Annotated in this window: 23 protein-coding genes; 18 read left to right on the top strand and 5 right to left on the bottom strand. The window is 66.0% G+C overall.

Annotated elements, in window-relative coordinates; translation table 11 throughout:
- Window positions 1-58: 58 nt before the first annotated feature.
- The 13 genes from folE (at window position 59) to V6M49_RS09875 (ending at window position 9,253) form a co-directional block, all read left to right on the top strand.
- Window positions 59-703, top strand: coding sequence for a GTP cyclohydrolase I FolE (gene folE / locus V6M49_RS09935; RefSeq protein ID WP_141139136.1), 645 nt, complete (start codon window positions 59-61; stop codon window positions 701-703).
- A gap of 10 nt (window positions 704-713) precedes the next feature.
- Entirely contained in the window at window positions 714-1,634 is a 921-nt protein-coding gene (gene folP, locus V6M49_RS09930) for a dihydropteroate synthase (RefSeq protein ID WP_332761005.1), read from the top strand.
- Window positions 1,635-1,645: 11 nt separating this feature from the next.
- Complete coding sequence (folB, locus tag V6M49_RS09925; RefSeq protein WP_141139138.1) at window positions 1,646-2,005, top strand: dihydroneopterin aldolase; 360 nt, start codon at window positions 1,646-1,648, stop codon at window positions 2,003-2,005.
- Window positions 2,002-2,541 carry a 2-amino-4-hydroxy-6-hydroxymethyldihydropteridine diphosphokinase gene (gene folK, locus V6M49_RS09920; RefSeq protein WP_332761004.1) on the top strand — a complete coding sequence of 180 codons (540 nt, stop codon included), beginning with the start codon at window positions 2,002-2,004 and terminating at the stop codon, window positions 2,539-2,541. Before folB ends, folK begins: the two co-directional genes overlap by 4 nt.
- 3 nt (window positions 2,542-2,544) lie before the next feature.
- Entirely contained in the window at window positions 2,545-3,078 is a 534-nt protein-coding gene (locus V6M49_RS09915) for a DUF3180 domain-containing protein (protein ID WP_141139139.1), read from the top strand.
- Window positions 3,059-3,571, top strand: a complete 513-nt coding sequence (locus V6M49_RS09910) for a PH domain-containing protein (RefSeq protein ID WP_141139140.1) — start codon at window positions 3,059-3,061, stop codon at window positions 3,569-3,571. The genes V6M49_RS09915 and V6M49_RS09910 overlap by 20 nt, the downstream gene beginning before the upstream one ends.
- On the top strand, window positions 3,568-5,133 hold the full coding sequence (locus V6M49_RS09905) for a PH domain-containing protein (RefSeq protein ID WP_332761003.1): 1,566 nt from the start codon (window positions 3,568-3,570) through the stop codon (window positions 5,131-5,133). The genes V6M49_RS09910 and V6M49_RS09905 overlap by 4 nt, the downstream gene beginning before the upstream one ends.
- Entirely contained in the window at window positions 5,126-6,016 is an 891-nt protein-coding gene (locus tag V6M49_RS09900; RefSeq protein ID WP_332761002.1) for a Rossmann-like and DUF2520 domain-containing protein, read from the top strand. Before V6M49_RS09905 ends, V6M49_RS09900 begins: the two co-directional genes overlap by 8 nt.
- A gap of 1 nt (window position 6,017) precedes the next feature.
- Window positions 6,018-6,944, top strand: coding sequence for a 4-phosphopantoate--beta-alanine ligase (locus V6M49_RS09895; protein ID WP_332761001.1), 927 nt, complete (start codon window positions 6,018-6,020; stop codon window positions 6,942-6,944).
- 292 nt (window positions 6,945-7,236) lie between these two features.
- Entirely contained in the window at window positions 7,237-7,458 is a 222-nt protein-coding gene (locus V6M49_RS09890) for a hypothetical protein (RefSeq protein WP_141139144.1), read from the top strand.
- Window positions 7,439-7,696 carry a hypothetical protein gene (locus V6M49_RS09885; protein ID WP_141139145.1) on the top strand — a complete coding sequence of 86 codons (258 nt, stop codon included), beginning with the start codon at window positions 7,439-7,441 and terminating at the stop codon, window positions 7,694-7,696. The genes V6M49_RS09890 and V6M49_RS09885 overlap by 20 nt, the downstream gene beginning before the upstream one ends.
- Window positions 7,697-7,822: 126 nt before the next feature.
- Complete coding sequence (locus tag V6M49_RS09880; protein ID WP_332761000.1) at window positions 7,823-8,518, top strand: GAF and ANTAR domain-containing protein; 696 nt, start codon at window positions 7,823-7,825, stop codon at window positions 8,516-8,518.
- A 9-nt stretch (window positions 8,519-8,527) separates the two neighbouring features.
- Window positions 8,528-9,253, top strand: a complete 726-nt coding sequence (locus V6M49_RS09875; protein WP_332760999.1) for a GAF and ANTAR domain-containing protein — start codon at window positions 8,528-8,530, stop codon at window positions 9,251-9,253.
- 54 nt (window positions 9,254-9,307) lie between these two features.
- Here the strand turns inward: V6M49_RS09875 and V6M49_RS09870 are convergent, their stop codons facing one another.
- A complete protein-coding gene (locus V6M49_RS09870) occupies window positions 9,308-9,589 on the bottom strand; it encodes a hypothetical protein (protein ID WP_332760998.1) in 282 nt (93 codons plus the stop codon).
- A 127-nt stretch (window positions 9,590-9,716) separates the two neighbouring features.
- Here V6M49_RS09870 and V6M49_RS09865 point away from each other — a divergent pair, with 127 nt between their 5' ends.
- Window positions 9,717-10,349, top strand: a complete 633-nt coding sequence (locus V6M49_RS09865) for a TetR/AcrR family transcriptional regulator (RefSeq protein WP_332760997.1) — start codon at window positions 9,717-9,719, stop codon at window positions 10,347-10,349.
- A gap of 67 nt (window positions 10,350-10,416) precedes the next feature.
- Here the strand turns inward: V6M49_RS09865 and V6M49_RS09860 are convergent, their stop codons facing one another.
- Entirely contained in the window at window positions 10,417-11,373 is a 957-nt protein-coding gene (locus V6M49_RS09860; RefSeq protein ID WP_332760996.1) for a serine hydrolase, read from the bottom strand.
- A 231-nt stretch (window positions 11,374-11,604) separates the two neighbouring features.
- On the opposite strand from V6M49_RS09860, the gene V6M49_RS09855 reads away from it, so the two are divergent.
- Entirely contained in the window at window positions 11,605-13,071 is a 1,467-nt protein-coding gene (locus V6M49_RS09855; protein ID WP_332760995.1) for a DHA2 family efflux MFS transporter permease subunit, read from the top strand.
- 90 nt (window positions 13,072-13,161) lie between these two features.
- On the opposite strand, the gene V6M49_RS09850 is transcribed toward V6M49_RS09855, so the two are convergent.
- Genes V6M49_RS09850 through V6M49_RS09840 form a run of 3 tightly spaced genes read right to left on the bottom strand, consistent with a single transcriptional unit; the run spans window position 13,162 to window position 15,811 of the window.
- Window positions 13,162-13,992, bottom strand: coding sequence for an alpha/beta fold hydrolase (locus tag V6M49_RS09850; protein WP_141139151.1), 831 nt, complete (start codon window positions 13,990-13,992; stop codon window positions 13,162-13,164).
- Between the two features lie 34 nt (window positions 13,993-14,026).
- Entirely contained in the window at window positions 14,027-14,890 is an 864-nt protein-coding gene (locus V6M49_RS09845) for an alpha/beta fold hydrolase (protein WP_442959710.1), read from the bottom strand.
- A gap of 36 nt (window positions 14,891-14,926) precedes the next feature.
- The gene (locus V6M49_RS09840; protein ID WP_332760993.1) at window positions 14,927-15,811 is read right to left on the bottom strand and encodes an alpha/beta fold hydrolase; all 885 of its coding nucleotides are present in this window, start codon (window positions 15,809-15,811) and stop codon (window positions 14,927-14,929) included.
- 67 nt (window positions 15,812-15,878) lie between these two features.
- Between V6M49_RS09840 and lysS the strand changes: the two genes are divergently transcribed.
- From lysS to V6M49_RS09825, 3 genes are all read left to right on the top strand, one after another.
- The gene (gene lysS, locus V6M49_RS09835; RefSeq protein ID WP_141139154.1) at window positions 15,879-17,411 is read left to right on the top strand and encodes a lysine--tRNA ligase; all 1,533 of its coding nucleotides are present in this window, start codon (window positions 15,879-15,881) and stop codon (window positions 17,409-17,411) included.
- 2 nt (window positions 17,412-17,413) lie between these two features.
- On the top strand, window positions 17,414-17,593 hold the full coding sequence (locus V6M49_RS09830; protein ID WP_141139155.1) for a hypothetical protein: 180 nt from the start codon (window positions 17,414-17,416) through the stop codon (window positions 17,591-17,593).
- Window positions 17,594-17,737: 144 nt separating this feature from the next.
- Window positions 17,738-18,067, top strand: coding sequence for a histone-like nucleoid-structuring protein Lsr2 (locus tag V6M49_RS09825; protein WP_104060154.1), 330 nt, complete (start codon window positions 17,738-17,740; stop codon window positions 18,065-18,067).
- Window positions 18,068-18,095: the final 28 nt, after the last annotated feature.

Genomic DNA, 18,095 nt, shown 5'->3' with positions numbered 1-18,095 from the left:
TTCCAGGGCGGCATCCCCGACTCGGGGCCTGACGCCACGCACGGCTAAGCTTTCTCCTGTGACTCACTTCGACGACGACGACGCTCCCGCCTCCGCCGGACACCCGGCGGAGGACGGCTCCCACCACAAAAAACACGAGAAGGTGGACCGGCCCCGGATCGAGGCGGCAGTCCGTGAAATCCTCATTGCCATCGGCGAGGACCCGGACCGCGGCGGCCTCGTAGACACCCCCAGACGGGTCGCCAAGGCCTACGCCGAGGTGTTCGCGGGACTGCACCACGATCCCGCGGACGTCCTCTCCACCAAGTTCGACCTGGACCACGAAGAACTGGTCCTGGTCAAGGACATCCCGTTCTACTCAACGTGCGAGCACCACCTCGTGCCGTTCCACGGGGTTGCCCACGTCGGCTACATTCCCTCCCATGAAGGCAAAGTGACCGGGCTCAGCAAGCTGGCACGCCTCGTGGACATCTACGCCCGGCGCCCCCAGGTGCAGGAGCGGCTCACCACCCAGATCGTCGAAGCAATGGTCAGCCACCTCAAGCCGCGTGGCGCGATTGTCGTTGTCGAATGCGAACACATGTGCATGTCCATGCGCGGTGTCCGCAAGCCCGGAGCAAAGACCGTCACCAGCGCGGTCCGCGGGCAGCTTCATGACCCGGCCACCCGTGCCGAGGCCATGAGCCTCATCCTCGGAAGGTAAGTATCAGACCATGGACTCACTCGCTGCAGCCCCGGGAACCGGGCCCGCAACATCTCCGCTGCCCATCCTGCGCAAACCGCGCCCGGCCGCGAAATTCGCGGACCTGCCCACCGGCCGCACCCTGGTCATGGGCATCCTGAATGTCACCCCGGACTCCTTCAGCGACGGCGGAAAGCACGCGACGGCGGACACTGCCATCGCGGCGGGCCTGCGGATGTTCTACGCCGGAGCGGACATCATCGACGTCGGCGGCGAATCGACGCGCCCCGGCGCGGAGGACGTCAGCCCGGAGGAAGAACTGCGCCGGGTGATCCCCGTCATCGAAGCCCTGGTCAAAGCGGGCGCCCTGGTCAGCATCGACACCACCCACGCCGCCACGGCCGCCGCTGCCCTGAAGGCCGGCGCCGCCATCATCAACGATGTTTCCGGGCTGACCATCGAACCTGAGATGGCCGAGCTCGTGGCCGCGTCCAAGGTCCCCTATGTACTCACTCACCGCCGCGGCGACGCCCGCACCATGGACTCCCTGGCCCAATACCAGGACGTGGCCGGCGAAGTGGTGGCTGAACTGGCCGGCGTCCGCGACAAGCTCTACGCGGCCGGGGTGAGCAAAGAGCAGATCATCATTGACCCGGGCCTGGGGTTCGCCAAGAACGACGCGCAGAACTGGGAGCTCCTGCAGCACCTGGACCAGCTGGGCAGCCTGGGGCACAAGGTCCTGGTGGCCGCTTCCCGCAAGCGTTTCCTGGGCACACTCCTCACGGTCGCCGGCAAGTCCGCCGCCCCGGAGGAACGCGGCGCCGCCACGGCCGCCATCACCGCGATCAGCGCATTCCGGGGGGCCTGGGCCGTCCGCGTGCATGACGTCGCTCCAAGCCTTGACGCCGTCAAGGTGGCCGCGCGGATGGCCGCCGCCCCTACCACCACCTAGGCCGGGCACCCATGGACAGGATCACGCTGAGCGGTGTCACCGCCGTCGGCCATCACGGAGTCTTCGATTTCGAGCGCCGTGAAGGCCAGCCGTTTGTGGTGGACGCAGTGCTGCACCTGGACTTCGCCAAGGCAGCAGTATCTGACGACGTCCGGGACACCGCCCACTACGGCGAAGTTGCTGAGCGGATCAAGGACTGGATCACGGGGGAGCCGCTGAACCTGATCGAGGCCCTGGCCGTCCGGATCGCCGACGGCCTGCTCGCCGAATTCACCGTCCAGGCCGTGGACATCACCGTCCACAAGCCCAAGGCACCCATCGAGGTGCCCTTCGGCGATGTGGCCGTCAGCGTGCACCGGGAGCGGCCATGAGCGGCGGGTACACCAAGGCCGTCCTGGCCCTCGGCAGCAACCTGGGCGAGCGGAACGACACCTTGTCCGAGGCCGTTGCCGACCTGGTGGACCCGCCGGAAGTCCGGCTGCAGGCCGTTTCCCCGGTGGTGCAGACCAAAGCCGTGGGCGGCCCGGCCGGCCAGCCCGACTTCCTGAACATGATCATCACCGTGGAAACTACGCTGTCCCCGGAGGAACTGCTGAAGCACTGCCAGGCCGTGGAAAACAAGCACCTCCGCGTGCGTGAAGTGCGCTGGGGGGCGCGGACGCTCGACGTCGACATCATCACCTACGGCGACCTCACCAGTGACGACCCGGTGCTGACCCTGCCGCACCCGCGCGCGGCCGGACGCGCCTTTGTGCTGTATCCCTGGTCGCTGATCGAGCCGGCGGCCACCCTGGGCGGGGTACGCATCAGCGAGCTGGCTGCCCGTGCCCCCGACTTTGACGACCTTGCCCCGTTCGACGGTTTCGGCGATTACGACGGCGTCCCCACAGCCGGGGCGGTCGAGTAACCGGTGAAGCCCATCAACTCCGTGCGCCTGCTGCTGATCGGCCTGGTCCTGACCGTGGCGGGCTGGTCCACCACGGTCGTGACCACACGCTACAGCATGGCCACACCGGTTCTTCCGGCTACCGCGCTGGCCACCATGGGCGTGATTGTCGCCATCACCCTGGTGCTTGGCATCCGTGTGCTCCGGTGGCGCAACAGCACCAAACGCAAAAAGGCATTGGACCCGATCCTGGCCGCCAGGACCCTGGTGCTGGCCCAGGCGTGCGCTTACGCGGGCACCGTCCTGCTGGGCTGGCATGTTGGAATCTTCCTGGACCAGCTGCGGATCTGGAACCTGCGCAGCGACCAGGGCATCACCTGGGTGGCAGTAGCTATCGCTGTCGGCGGTCTGGTGATGATCGTCGTCGGCCTGCTGGTGGAGCGGTTCTGCAAGATCCCGCCCGAAGACACCGATGCAACGCCCGGTGAGGGGAAACCTGGCCGCGGCGTACGCGGCGAAGCCGCAGGGGAAGGCGAATATGCGTACGGAGGCGATTGATCCGCCGGGCATTACCTGGCAGCGGGTATCCCCGAAATATGTCACGGTGCGGCTGGTGCAGTGGGCCATCGGGAACCTGGTCACGGTGATCGTCCTGAGCCTGCCCCTCGTTCTTGTCCTGCTCGGCTGGTGGCGCTGGCCCCCGCTGTGGCTGGCCATCACCGTCCCGGCGGTGACTCTGGTTCTGGCCATCTGGCGGCTGCTGCTGATCCCGCGCCAGGTGCGCGCCATCGGTTACGCCGAGCGCGACGATGACCTCCTGATCCGGGGCGGCATCTTCTTCCAACGGACCATGACGGTCCCCTACGGCCGCATGCAATACGTGGACATCGGCGTTGGCCCGGTGGAACGCGGGCTGGGACTCTGCACGCTCAAACTCCACACCGCCTCGCCCGGAACCAACGCCACCATCCCCGGCCTGCCCGCTGCGGAAGGGGCACGCCTGCGCGAGCAGCTCGCCGCCCGCGGTGAAGCGAGGCTGGCAGGGCTGTGACGTCAAACGTTCCGGAGGCCGGGGCACCGAGTGCGGTTCCGGTGGCGCCCGACGGCGAGTGGCTGCGTGTGCACCCGGCGTCCCCGTTTGTGCGCGGCTGGGTGGCCCTGGCGGCCATCGGTTTCTTCTTCGGGCGGGACTTTTTCGAACGGTTGCTGCAGGGCCGTCCTCTGTTCGAGGAGGACTTCGCCGGCCGGGCACCCTGGCTGGTGGCCGGCGGCGGCATCGTCCTGGTGGTGACCGTGCTGGGCTTCATCCTGACCTGGTACTTCACCAAGTACCAGGTCGCCGAAGGGTACGTCCGGGTCAACTCCGGCTTCCTCTTCCGCCAGCAGCGCCAGGCCCGGCTGGACCGCGTCCAGGCCATCGACATCGTGCAGCCCCTCCTGGCCAGGATCTTCGGCCTGGCCGAACTCAAGTTCGAGGTGGCCGACGCCGGTGAATCGGCCGTCAAACTGGCGTACCTGCGGATGGACGACGCCCGCCAGCTCCGGGCCACCATCCTGGCGCGGGCCGCAGGCGTGGTCCCGGACCCGGCCCGGCCGCAGGAGGCCGCACCCGAGGCGCCCGAATATCCAGTGCTCTCCGTGCCGCCGTCGCGCCTTATCGGTTCCCTGCTGCTCAGCGAGCAGAGCTTCTTTGTGGTGGTGGGCGGCATCGCCGCCGTGATCCTGTCCGCCGTGACGGACAACCGGGGCTTCTTTTTCTACCTGATCCCGGCGGTGCTGGGCCTCGCCGCCAGCTACTGGGGCTTCTTTAACAAGGGCTACAACTTCACCGCCGCCATTTCGCCGGACGGGATCCGGCTCCGCTACGGGCTGTTGGACACGCAGGCGCAGACGCTGCCCCCGGGCCGGGTCCAGGCGCTGAAAGTGGCCCAGTCCCCACTTTGGCGGATCTTCGGCTGGTACCGGATCCAGGTCAACGTGGCCGGGTACGGCGCAGTCGGGAGCAACGGCGAGACGTCGTCCCGGACCACGCTGCTGCCCGTGGGCAAGCTGGCCGACGTGATGTCCATGCTCGCGCTCGTGCTGCCGGATCCCGGCACACCTGAACCCGGACGCATCTTCGCTGCCGGGCTCTCGGGGCTGGATTCCGACGGCGGATTTGTCACCACGCCGCACCGCGGCAGGTTCCTCGCGCCGCTGGGCTGGCGCCGCAATGGCTTCGCCACCACTGACACCGCCCTGCTGATCCGCTCGGGCCGGTGGTGGCGGGAACTGGTGGTGGTCCCGCACCAGCGCACCCAGTCAATGGCACTGCATCAGGGTCCGCTCGCACGGCGGTTCCGTTTGGCGGACCTTGTCCTGCACACCACGGCGGGGCCGGTCTCGCCACGGCTCACCCAGGCCGGACTTGACGAGGCCCGGGGCCTTTTTGATGCCCAGTCCGCCCGCGCGCGGCTCGCCCGCAAGCGGCAGACCAGCGAACAATGGCTGGCAACGGTGGCGCCCGCTCCGGTGGTTGCGCCAGCTCCGGTGGTTGAGCCTGTCGAAACCCTTAGTCCGGTGGTTGAGCCCGCCGAAACCAGTCCCCAACAGGAAGGCCCGCAACGTGGCTAAGCCCGGGCGCCTTGGCGTCGGAATCATTGGTGCCGGGAAAGTGGGCGCCGTCCTTGGTGCGGCGTTGCGCTCGGCCGAACACGCCGTCGTCGGGGTTTCCGCGGTGTCCGAGGCAAGCCGTGAACGGGCGGAGACGCTGCTGCCCGGCGTGCCCATCCTGGAGATCCAGGAGATTGTGGAACGGTCTGAACTGGTGCTCCTGGCCGTGCCCGACGACGCCCTGGCCGGACTGGTGGACGGGCTCGCCAAACTCGGGGCGTGGCAGCCAGGACAGATCGTGGCGCATACCTCAGGAAGGTTCGGCGTGGGGGTGCTTCGCCCGGTGCGCGCCGCCGGAGCCATCCCCCTTGCGCTGCACCCCGCCATGACGTTCACGGGCATGAGCCTGGACCTGACACGACTGCTGGATTGCACCTTTGGCGTGACCGCTGATGCAGCGATGCTGCCCATTGCCCAGGCGCTGGTAGTGGAGATGGGTGCCGAACCCGTGTCCATAGCGGAGGCGGACCGGACGCTTTATCACACGGCCCTCGCCCATGGCTCGAACCATATGGTCACCCTGGTGGCGCAGGCTTCGCAGCTGCTCCGCGACGTTGGCGTCGACGCGCCGGAGCGGATGCTGGGCCCTTTGCTGCGGGCCACGCTGGAGAACGCGCTCGCCTCAGGCGAATCGGCGCTGACCGGTCCGGTGGCCCGCGGCGACGTGGGGACAGTGGCGGCCCACGCCGAGGCGTTGCGGGAGTACGACGCCGGTGCGCACGGCGATGTGCTGGAGGCTTACCTCGCCATGGCCCGCGCCACGGCACGGCGGGCAAGCAGCCGGGGGCTGCTCAAAGAGGATCAAGTGGGGGCCCTCCGCGCGGCCCTGGAAGAGGGAAACTGACATGGCCACGCAACTGGTGACAACGGCCGCGGAGCTCCGGGCGGCGAGTGCCCGGCTGCTCGCGCAGAAGGCGGGCAGGTCCCAGGGCCTGGTGCCAACCATGGGCGCGCTGCACGAAGGCCACGCCCGGCTGGCGCGCACCGCCGTCGAACAGAACGACGTAGTGGTGGCGTCCATCTTTGTGAACCCGCTCCAGTTCGGCGATGCGGTGGATCTGGACCGGTACCCGCGCACGCTCGACGCCGATCTTGCCCTGCTTGAGGAACAGGGCGTGGACCTCGTGTTTGCGCCTCCGGTGGAAGAGGTCTATCCCGGCGGCGAGCCGCTGGTCCGCGTGACCGCCGGCTCCCTGGGGGAAAAGTGGGAAGGCGCCTCACGGCCGGGCCATTTCGACGGCGCCCTCACCGTGGTTGCCAAGCTGCTGCACTACGGCATCCCCGGCTCAGGGCTTCCGCCGGCCGGTGCTTTTGCCTCCGGCGGCGGGGGACTGCCGGCCTATCGGGCCTATTTCGGGCAAAAGGACGCCCAGCAGCTGGCGCTGGTGCGCCGGATGGTGGCGGACCTGAATTTCCCCGTCGAAATTGTTGCCGTGCCCACCGTCCGGTCCGAGGACGGGCTGGCCCTTTCGAGCCGCAACCGGTTCCTCTCCGCAGAGGAGCGCGAGGCCGCCCTGGTGTTGTCGCGGGCGCTGCGGCTCCTGGCGGAGCGGGCAACTGCCCACCAGCCGCTTGATCTGGAATCGGCCCGGGCCATGGTTGAATCGCAGTCGTTGGTGGGACTGGACTACTTCGACGTCGTGGATCCGCTCACCCTTGAGCCGCTGGCCGAGAACTGCCGGAAAGTCCCGTTCCGCGGCGAAGGCCTGGCTCTCATCGCCGCCAAGGTGGGTCCGGTCCGGCTGATCGACAACGTGCCGCTGAGCAGCTGATATGTAGGGTCCCTTTCCGGGGCACGCAAGGCCTCGGATCCCTGTCCGTCTGTCTCGGCATGGGCTATGCTGAATTTGTTGCCCCAGACCCTGGCATCGCCTTATTTCGGCGTACTCCAGGAGGACAAATTTCACGCAGGGCATCCCCTACTTCTTCCGCAGTTATCCTCGGCCTTTTGTGCTGCCCGGCTCTTATCTGCCCGGCGCGGCCGCATGCACGGCAAGCGGGACGCTCGCGTGCATTCCCCATCCCCGTGGCCTACCGGCCACGCTCAAGTCAGGAGCGAATCCAATGATCCGCACAATCGATGACGGGCTCTCCTATCTCGTCAAAGTGAATCACGCGTCCGTCCTGGACGACTATTTGAATTCGGCCGTTGACCTTGCCCGCCAGTATGCCTCCAGCACTGGCCTGTGCGGGATTCTGGTAACCCGCCACGCGCACGACACCTATACCGTTGCGGTCAGCGAGGCTGTACCTTTCGGAGAGACCCGTGAGCGCCACGATCCCTAAGGTGGAGGAGGCGATGGCCAACCACATCGCAGCTGACGGATTCACGCCGATCGGGTGGCAGGCGTACGAAATTATCTACTCGATCCTGGCGGACCCGGCGCCGGATCTGGCCGAGGTCAAATGGCGCCTTCGCAGGTGTGTGGCCGCCCACCCGGGCGCACCGGAACGGGCGTTGCGTGACCACCTGATGGTCACCTCAGAGATGGCCAATGCCAACGGCCAGGAAGGGCGGGACTGAGGCCCGGTCGGCGACGACGGGCGGGTTCGCCGCAATCTGTATCCTTGAAGTGACAACTCCGCCGTTCCGGTTCAGCCTGCAGCCGGATTTTTCACCGCGGGATGATTCAGGGATCAGAGGCTCACCATGGACATTGCGCCCGAAATGGCCGCGGGTGAAGAAGACGTGTGTGCCCCGTACTTGGCGAAGCTGCCCATAACGGGCGCTGCGGTGTCCCTCTTCGGCGGCGCCGCCGCCGAGACTCTGGTCTCCGCCAGCGACGAACTCGCCGCCCGTCTGGACGAACTGCAGTTCAACCTTGGCGAAGGTCCCCGGTGGCGGGCCCACAAGACCCGCCTGCCCGTGCTGATCCCTGACGCCCAGTCCACCGTGGGACACGAATGGCCCATGTTCCACCAGGCCATCGCGGGGACGGATGCTGCGGCCTTGTTTGTCTTTCCGTTGACAGTAGGCGCGGTGGACCTCGGTGTCGTTGAGCTGTATCGCTCCGTCCCCGGGAACCTGAGCCGATCCGACCAGTCGATGGCGGCTGTGCTTGCCGGTCAGACCTCCTGGTACCTCCTGCGCAAAATCCTCACCCTCAGGTCGCCGGATACGGATCCCGCCCTGGAGCCCGCGCTGATGTCACGACGCGAGATCCACCAGGCCACCGGGATGGTCCTGGCGCAGTCCGGGGCCACGGCTTCAGAATCCTTGCTGATGCTGCGTGCCTACGCTTTCGCCAATGACCTCACCCTGAAGGAGACCGCCGCCGCCGTGCTCAAGGGAAGGCTCAGCTTCGATACCGATAACCGTGGGCCCGGGGGGCCTGCGCTGCAGTAAAATAGGGCCATGGTAACCAGTACCCGCGCCGAGCGCGTCAGTGTGGCGTTTGTGAAGCTCACGGACACGCTCGTGGCCGACTACGACGTCGTGGACCTCCTCCACGTCCTGGTGGAGGAGTCTGTGGGTCTCCTTGACGTCGCAGCCGCGGGTCTGTTGCTTGCGGATCCCAGCGGAGAACTGCAAGTTGTCGCATCCACCAGCGAGCAAAGCCAACTAGTCGAGGTGCTCCAGCTTCAAGCCGGAGCCGGCCCCTGCGTTGAGTGCTACGTGACAGGGTCGGCAGTCTCAGTGGACGACATTGCCGGGCTTACCAAGTGGCTGGGCTTCCGCCAAGCCGCGCTGTCGCAGGACTTCCGCTCCGTGCATGCTGTGCCCATGCGCGTTCACGGCAGGATTATCGGGGCCATGGGACTGTTCCGGGCCCGGGAGGGTTTCCTGACTGCAGAGGATGCCGCGATCGGCCAGGCCCTTGCCGACGTCGCCACTATCAGCCTTATGCAGGAACGCACCATCAGGGAAGCGGTACTGGTCAACGAGCAGCTGCAGTCGGCATTGAACACCCGGGTGCTGATTGAGCAGGCCAAGGGCGTCATTGCCCATACCGCCGGGGTGGACATGGATGCGGCATTCAAACTGCTGCGGAATCATGCCCGCGCCAACAGCCAGAGCCTGCACATGACCGCCGGTCGCATCGTAGACCGCAGCCTCACGTTAAAAGGCCGGCCGTTGTAACCCTGACGCCGTTGTAACCCTGACGTTGAATGGCGGGCGCAGGAACGTGTTGCCCTACTGCGGTGATTCAGCCTGCGGGTCGCGGTTGAGCATCAGCTGCTGAAGGAGGGCGCGCTCGGGCTTGCCGGGGTTCTGGGCGACGCAGCGGCGCAACCGGGCCCGGGACAACTCCTCGCCGGGAGCCGTTCCGCGGAGCACCTCATCAATGATTTCCTGCGCCTGCCACCGTAAGGATTCCCGGGCGAAGTGCCGGATCTCGGCGGACGCAGCGGTACTCTCTATCCACGGGTCAGTGTCGTCACACGGGATAAAATCGAACGTTCGCTCTGCTGACATCGGGGCCTCCTTGCACCAAACCGACGGGCCTTTAAAGGGTCCCGTCGGTGTCGTAGCACTGCGTCTGGGAAGAACATTACAGCGAGTAAGACCGGTCTGTCTGCACTTGGAGTAATCTATTCCTACGATGATTTCGAATGCGGACCACACTGCAGAACCCGCGCTGTCTCCCGCGGATTTACCCGCCGAGGCGGTAGTTGTCCCTGCCGGTTCGCGGGACCGGATCCTGGCAGTGGCCTATCAACTGTTTTCCCGCCGCGGCGTGCGGGACGTAGGCGTGAATGAACTGATCGAACGTTCCGGCGTGGCCAAGGCAACGTTTTACCGGCATTTCCCGTCCAAGGACGCGCTGGTTCTGGCGTTCCTGGAGCAGCGGGACCAGTTATGGACGGTCGATTCCATCGTTGGCCAGGCCAAACTGCGCGGCACTACCCCCACTGAACAACTCCTGGCCATCTTCGACGTCTTCGGCGACTGGTTCCGGCGCGACGACTTCGAGGCCTGCTCCTTCATCAACATCTTGTTGGAAATGGGCGCGGCCCATCCCCTGGGCCAGGCCAGCATCGACTACCTGGCCAGGATCAGGGGCCATGTGCAGGACCTCGCGGAGCAGGCAGGGTTGGACCGACCCGAGGATTTCGCCCGCTCCTGGCACATCCTGATGAAGGGGTCCATCGTCTCAGCCACAGAAGGGGACACCCAGGCGGCAAAGCGGGCCCAGCAGATGGCCGGCTGGCTGATCGAGCACCACCGCAGCTGACCTCCCCAGCGCGAACGGACACTTAAGCCCCCGAACCCCGGACGGCACGGAGTCAACAGCACCTTGCCTAGCGCGTCGGAAAGAGCTGCGCTACGAACGCCCGCGTCAGATCGTGAAGCATTTCGGTGCGTTCGGACTCGTCGGTGCTATCGGCGCCTTCCGTGAAGATCACCAGCGCATACGTTGTCCCGCCGTGTTCCAAGAGGGCTGCGTCATGGAGGTTTCCTCCAAGCTGGCCGTATTTGTGATAGACGGTAATGCCGGGCCCCGAGGCGGCGGGGATAAGTTCCTCGTTGTTGGTTTCCTGCATGTACCCCAGCAACTGCGCGGTGTCATTGGGGTTAAGCAGCTGTCCGGCGTAAAGCTTCGTCAGGACCTGGGCCACTTCCCCCGGAGTCAGCCGGTTGTCTTCGGGATCGTAGGCTATGCCAATCGAGGCTGCGTACTGGATCAGCCGCTCGTAGCCGATCCTGCCCATCAACAGGAGCCAGGAATCATTGTTGCTGCTGTTGATCATGGACTTGAGCTGGAAAGCGGCAGTGTATTTCCCCAGCGTCTCATCAAGTCGCGCTTCACCGGCCTCCACAAGCCTGAGAAAGGCCGCTGCCGTGATGAGCTTGGCAGTGCTGGCCGCAGTGTAGGCCGCCGTGTCGCCAAAAGTGCGGACCGGTCCGCCCGCTGTATCCGCGACGGCCACTCCAACGCGGAAGCCGGAGACCCTGCTGATAATCCTCGCGATGCTCCCGTCCTCGGCGCCTGCACCAACCGCGGCCATGGCGTCAACCTCGGCCGTGGAGCCAACCTCGGCCTTGGCACCAACCGCAGCCATGGCGCCAACCGGCCCGGTCCCGGCGAAAGCCGCATTCACGGTTCCGGTGGCGCCCTCAGAGCGGATCATTGCCAAAGTGGCGGCAGCCAGCAAAACCATCAAAGCGGCAGCCACCGAGAGAACCAGGGACAACGGGCTTCGGCCATCGCCGTGGTAGTGGCGCCCTGCCGGATATGCGGGGGAGTACGCGTCCAACTGGGGCTCCTGCCTGACCGCTTGCGCGGTCGAACATCACTAGAGGCCCCAGCCCCGACTCATACTCAGTGCGCTGATTAAACCACACCGGCCAGCCAAAACGACCGCTCAGAAAAAGCCCGTGCCGAAGAAAAATCCTGTTCGCCGGAATTACTCCGGCCGGTAGAGTGTTTGAATCTGCAGCGACGATGCTCGCGAGCCACTTCATTCTTACTCCCTGGGGGAACACCCGTGTCTACAGAAGTCTCTTCGAACGCCTCCGGGCGGCCCGGGCCGGTTCCGGCGCCGAAGTCCTCCGTGCCGGAGAAGATGTCCCGCGAATCGGTGACCATCATCGCCACCTTGCTCGTGGCGACCTTTGTGGTGATCCTGAACGAGACCATCATGAATGTTGCCCTGCAGCGGCTGATGGTTGACCTTGGTGTGGACGCGCCCACCGTCCAGTGGCTCTCCACCGGCTTTATGCTCACCATGGCCGTGGTCATCCCCACTACCGGGTTCATCCTCCAAAGCCTGTCCACCCGGGCCGTCTTTATGCTGGCCATGGGACTTTTCGCCGGCGGCACCGCCCTGGCCGCAGTGGCTCCCGGTTTTGAGATCCTGCTCCTGGCCCGCATCGTCCAGGCCGGCGGCACGGCCATCATGCTTCCGTTGCTGATGACCACCATCCTCACCCTCGTCCCGCTGGCCAAGCGCGGCGCTGTGATGGGGAACGTCAGCATCGCCATCTCCGTGGCACCGGCCATGGGGCCGACTGTCTCCGGGCTGATCCTGGAGCACTTCACCTGGCGCTTTATGTTCGTCTTTGTCCTGCCGGTCGCCCTGGCCGCGCTGGCCATCGGCGCCAAGTACCTGACGAACGTGGGCGAAACCGAGAAGACCAAACTCGACTTCCTCTCCGTACTACTTACAGTTCCTGCCTTCGGTGGCCTGGTGTACGGTCTCAGCCAGATCGGCGGCGGCCAAAGCGGTCCGAGCGCCGTGGCCATCGCCGCGCTGGTCATCGGCGTCGCCAGCCTGACGGTCTTTGTGCTCCGCCAGCTCCGGCTGCAGAAGGCCGAAGCCCCGCTGCTGGACCTCCGCGCCTTCAACTTCAGGATGTTCACGGTCTCCGTCCTGCTGATGGTGGTGGCCATGATGGCGCTCTTCGGCGGCGTGATCCTGCTGCCGCTCTACCTGCAGGAAATCCGCGGCCTGGGGTCGCTGGAGACCGGGCTCGCGCTGCTTCCCGGCGGCCTGGCGATGGGCCTGCTGGGCCCGTTCATCGGCCGGCTGTTCGACAAAGTGGGCCCGCGGCCGCTCACCGTCACTGGTTCCGTGCTCATGGTGCTGGCCCTGTGGCAGTTCTCAACGCTCGACGCCGGCACTCCGGTCTGGTGGATCGTCACCCTCCACGTGGGGCTCAGTTTCGGCCTGGCGCTGCTGTTCACCCCGGCATTTACCACCGGCCTGAACCCGCTGCCGCCGCATCTCTACTCGCACGGCTCGGCGATCATGAGCACCACCCAGCAGGTAGCCGGTGCCGCCGGAACGGCGCTGCTGGTGTCCATCTTCGCCGTCGTCTCGGCCGCGTCGGGGCTCGTTGCCGGGATGAGCGCAGCGTTCCTGACGGCAACCGTCATAGCCCTCGCCGCCGTCGTGCTTTCCGCGATGATGCGCAAAACAGAAGGCGCCGCCCCGGGCCACGGCGCCCACTAGCGGACACCTCCAATCCAACGCGGGGTCACATTGCGCCCTCCCGGACCGCCGGATGGGGCGATAAGTGACCCCGCGTTGAAGTGATGGAGGCTAGCCGGCGAAGAAGTCGCTCAGCTCGGCGATGAGCTTGTCCGGGGCGCGGAGGACGCCGTCGTGGCCGGCCCCATGGAGGATGGTGTAGCTGGAGCCGGTCAGGATGTCGTGGATCTGGCCGCAGGCAACACCGAAGTACGCGGGGCTCTTCTCGCCCACAATAATCAGCGTTTCCAGGGGCAGTTCCAGGAACGGCTCGGCCGGCATGTCCGCGGCGATGATCGCCTTGATTTCCCGGACGCCGGTGCGCATCAGTTCACGCTGCTGCTTGCCCTCGGACGTGCCGGCGGTCAGCTTGTTGGCGATGGTGAGCATGGACAGCGGCATCCGTGAGCGGGTGCCCGCCTCAAGGCCGCGCTGCAGCACGGCCAGGGCGCGGTCATCGTCCCCGGCAGCCGTGGCGCGTTCGTATTCAGTGGTCCAGTCGGCCTTCACGCTGTGGTTCACGGACACAGCGGGGTCATACACGGCCAGCCGCTCCACCGGAAGGGTCCTGGCCGCGTGCAGGGCCACCGCGCCGCCGAAGCTGTGGCCAAAGACGTCCGTGCTGGAGGTGTGTTTCATCACGGCGTTCAGGTCCCGGATGTCAGCGTCCAGCGTGTAATCCTCGGCCTGCGGCGACGACGAACCCCGGCCCCTGCGGTTGAAGGTGTGGACCGGGCGGCCCAAGGCTGCGCTGAGCTTCTGGGCGAACTTTGTGTAGTCGGCGGCGGTCACCATGGAGGCCGGGACCACAACAACGCCGGAGCCGGCGGACGCCAGTTCAGCACCCGTGGAGTAGAGCTCCAGCGTGCCGCCGTCGGGGGTTTTGATGTTCTCGCTCGTCATGATCCGAGCCTAGCCGAGCAACCTGCGGAAAGCCTTAGCCCCTGAAGTATTCCGCGATGTCAGTGACAAGTTCCTTCACCGCGGCGGGAACGGAGCCGTGGAAGCCCTTGGGTGAGAGCTCGAACGTGCTCCCCGGGACGGCAGCGTGAAGGCGCTGGGCCGTGACCTTGTAGTAGCTCGGGCTCTTCCCGCCCACCATAAAGTGCGTGTTGGCGGGCAGGACGGCGAAGTTCCTGGCATGCTCGGCTTCGTCATACGCGGCACGCAGTTCGCCCACGCCCGTGGGCATCAGCTCCCGGAGCATCTTGTTCACCTTGGTGCGGGACACCACGGCCATCAGACCCGCAAGGACCGGCTCGGGGATCTTTGAAAGCGCAGTGCCCGGCTGCATGCCTTTTTTCATCCGGGCCATGGCATGACCCACCTTGCCGGCGTTCACCGCAGCCTCGAAGTCGTCCAGCCACGACATGTCAATGCTGCCGTCGATGTTGACGGCAGCATCGTAGACCGCCAGCTTGTCCGGCTCGTACGGAGTCCCCACGAACTCCTGGACGGCGTTCAGCGCCACCGACCCGCCCAGGCTGTGGCCCAGGACGTTGCGGGCGCCCGTGGCATCCATGACCGTGCGGACATCGGCGATTTCCGTGGCCATGGAATAGTCGGCCGGCTGCTCGGTGGAGTTGCCCCTCCCGCGCCGGTCATAGACATCCACTGCCCACCCGTCGCCCAGCCCGTCGGCCAAAGCCATCGAGAACGGCCGGTAGATCAGGGCCGTGAGGAACGCGCCGCCGATGACCACCACCCGGCGCTCTCCCGGCGCATCCTCGGTTCCGTAGCTGTACAAAGCCAGCCTGCCGCCGTCGTGCGTGGGCACTTCCTGCTCTTTCACGCTCCCCATCCTAGGCGCGCGGCAAAGCCCCACCGGCGAAGCGCCCTACCGGCGCCTCCCCGGCCTCCGGACCTGGCTGTCGCTGCCGTTGATGAACCGGGCAATCCGCACGGCGAGCCCCTTGCCGGGACGGATGGGACCCTCGTGCAGCTGGCCGGGGACCACCTGGAAGTTGATGCATGGCACGGCGGCCGCCAGTTGCCGGCCCGTCTCGGCAAAATACGCCGGACTCCACCCCCCGCTGAGCATCAGGACGGGGGTGGTGAGGGCAGTGAAATGGTCCAGTTCGGCGTCGGCGTCCAGTACGGCACGCATTTCGGTGACGGCCGTGGGCAGCAGCTGCCGCATCTCCGCGCCCAGGTTGGTCCTGGCCGAGAGGATGCTCAGCATCCGCAGCGCGCCGAGCGGGAGGTAGGACAGCGGACCCGCCGTGGCCAGGCCCTGGACCAGGTGCGCCCAGGCGTGGTTGAGCTGGCCCGCAGTGACGGCATCCTCAAGCTCCGGCCGCCAGCGGTGGCTCAGGTTTCCGGACAGCGACACCGCGGCGTCATAGGTCACCAGCCGGCCCACGGGCAGGGTCCGGGCCGCCTGCAGCGCCACGAAGCCGCCGTAGCTGTGGGCCACCACATCCGTCGCGCCGGTCTGGCGCATGACTGCCGCGAGGTCGCTGACCTCCGTCTTCACCGAATAGTCCTCCGGCTGCGGGGCTGACCCCGCCCTGCCGCGCCGGTTGTAGCAGTGCACCGGCCGGCCCAGCAGGACGCTGAGCTTCCGGGCAAAAGGCCGGTAGAGGGCGTCGGTGACCAAAGTGCCGTGGATGAGTACGACGCCGGGAGGTCCCGCCGTCGTCGGGTCCAGCCCCGCGGGGGTGCGGAAGGAGTGCACGTCGAGGCGCCCGCCGTCCTCCGCTTCAACTTTCCACGTCTCCACAGCCCGAGTCTATGCCTGGGCGTCCGCCGGGAGCCGGCGGCGCGAACTCCCGGTAAACTTGGGGATTGTGACTTCCCAAAACACCCCCACCCCAAAAAATGCCCCAGAGCCGCTCGACGCCAGCGAGCAGATGCGCATCCGCATGGACAAGCGTGCAAAGCTGATCGAGCGGGGCACCGAGGCATATCCGGTGGGTGTGGAACGCACGCATTCCCTCACGGAGATCCGCGAAAAGTACGCGCACCTTGAGGCTGACGACACCACGGGCGACGTTGTGGGCGTCACCGGCCGCGTGGTTTTTGTGCGCAATACCGGCAAGCTCTGCTTCGCCACGCTCCAGGAAGGCGGCGTCGACGGCAAGGGCACCCGGCTCCAGGCGATGCTCAGCCTGGCCAACGTGGGCGAGGAAGCGCTCGCGGACTGGAAGGCGCTGGTGGACCTCGGCGACCACGTGTTCATCAAGGGCGAAGTGATTTCCTCCCGCCGCGGCGAGCTGTCCGTGATGGCCGAGTCCTGGTCGATGGCCTCCAAAGCGCTCCGTCCGTTGCCGGTGCTGCACGCGGAACTGAACGAGGAAACCCGCGTCCGCCAGCGCTACGTGGACCTGATGGTGCGCGACGAAGCCCGCGAAATGGTCTACACGCGCGCCGCGATTACGCGTTCCATCCGCGAGAGCCTGCACCGCCACAGCTACGTCGAAGTGGAAACCCCCATCCTGCAGCTGGTCCACGGCGGCGCCCTGGCCCGGCCGTTCGAGACGCACATGAACGCGTTCGACCAGAAAATGACCCTCCGCATTGCCACCGAGCTTTACCTCAAGCGTGCTGTTGTGGGCGGGATCGACCGCGTCTACGACATGGGCCGCGTCTTCCGCAACGAGGGCGTGGACTCCACCCACAGCCCCGAATTCACCACCCTGGAGTGCTACGAAGCCTGGGCGGACCAGTTCGTCATGGCCGAGCGCATCAAGGAGATCATCCTCGACGCCGCGGACGCCGTGGGTGTGGGCCGAACCCTCCAGACGGAAGCCGGGGAAATCAACCTCGACGGCGACTGGGCCTGGGTTTCGGTTTACCCCGGACTGTCCGACGCCGTTGGCCAGGAAGTCACGCCGGACACTTCGCTTGAGGTGCTGCGCGAAATCGCCCAAAAGCACGAGGTCAAGGTGGACCCGAAGTGGGACGCCGAGAAACTGGCCGTGGAACTGTTCGGCGAAATTGTGGAGCCCACACTGCTGAACCCCACATTTGTGTACGACTACCCGCCGTCTGCCCAGCCGCTGGCCCGCCCGCACCGGAACGACGGCCGGCTGATCGAAGCCTGGGACCTCATCATCGGAGGCATGGAACGCGGCACGGCCTTCTCCGAGCTGATCGACCCCGTCATCCAGCGTGAGCGGCTGACCGAACAGTCGCGGCACGCTGCCGCGGGCGATGTCGAGGCCATGCAGCTGGACGAGGACTTCCTGCGGGCCCTCGAATACGGCGCGCCGCCCATGGGCGGCATCGGCTTGGGTATTGACCGGCTGGTGATGTTGTTCACCGGCGCCGGTATCCGCGAAACTATCCTTTTCCCGCTTCTGAAGCCCGAAGGCCACTAATCATGGAATATGTAGCCGTACTCCTGCCCTCGCTTGTGGTTGGCCTGCTTTTCTGGTTCGCCATGAAATCCATCTTCAATGCCGATAAGTCCGAGCGTAAGGCCGAAGCGCGGGCCAAGGCCGAGGCGGAATCGCGTTCCGCAGCGCCATTGAACGAACAGAACCCGGAAACGGACAAATAGCTCGAAAGAGGTTCTGCGGGTTCCTGTGGATTTCCACAGGAACCATCCGACGCTTTGACGCGTTGCCATTAAGAGGTTCATACTTTTAATAGGAACATCCTCATTTTCTGACAACCGAACCTTTCCAAGAGGAAGACATATTTAATGGCACAGAAAGTAAACATCATCCTCGTCGATGATCTGGATGGGGGATCTGCGGACGAGAATGTCCGTTTTGGCCTCGATGGGGTCAGCTACGAAATCGATCTGTCCTCGGCCAACGCGGCCGAGCTCCGTTCTGCCCTGGAGCGCTTTGTTGCCGCCGGGCGCAAGACCTCGGCAGGCAGAGCCACCCGCACCAAAGCGGTAGTAGGCCCCCGCACCAACGACTCCGCGCAGATCCGTCAATGGGCGCGGGATAACGGCTACACGGTTAACAGCCGCGGCCGAATTCAGGCTGAAATCCAGGAAGCCTACCAAAAGGCAAATTCCTGACCTACGCCTCTCCGACGGCGTATTAGGC

Origin of the sequence: Pseudarthrobacter sp. (assembly GCF_036675385.1) — a bacterium.
Taxonomy (GTDB): Bacteria; Actinomycetota; Actinomycetes; order Actinomycetales; family Micrococcaceae; genus Arthrobacter.
Note: the sequence above shows the minus strand (reverse complement) of the source record. Positions and strands in the feature narration are given on the sequence as shown.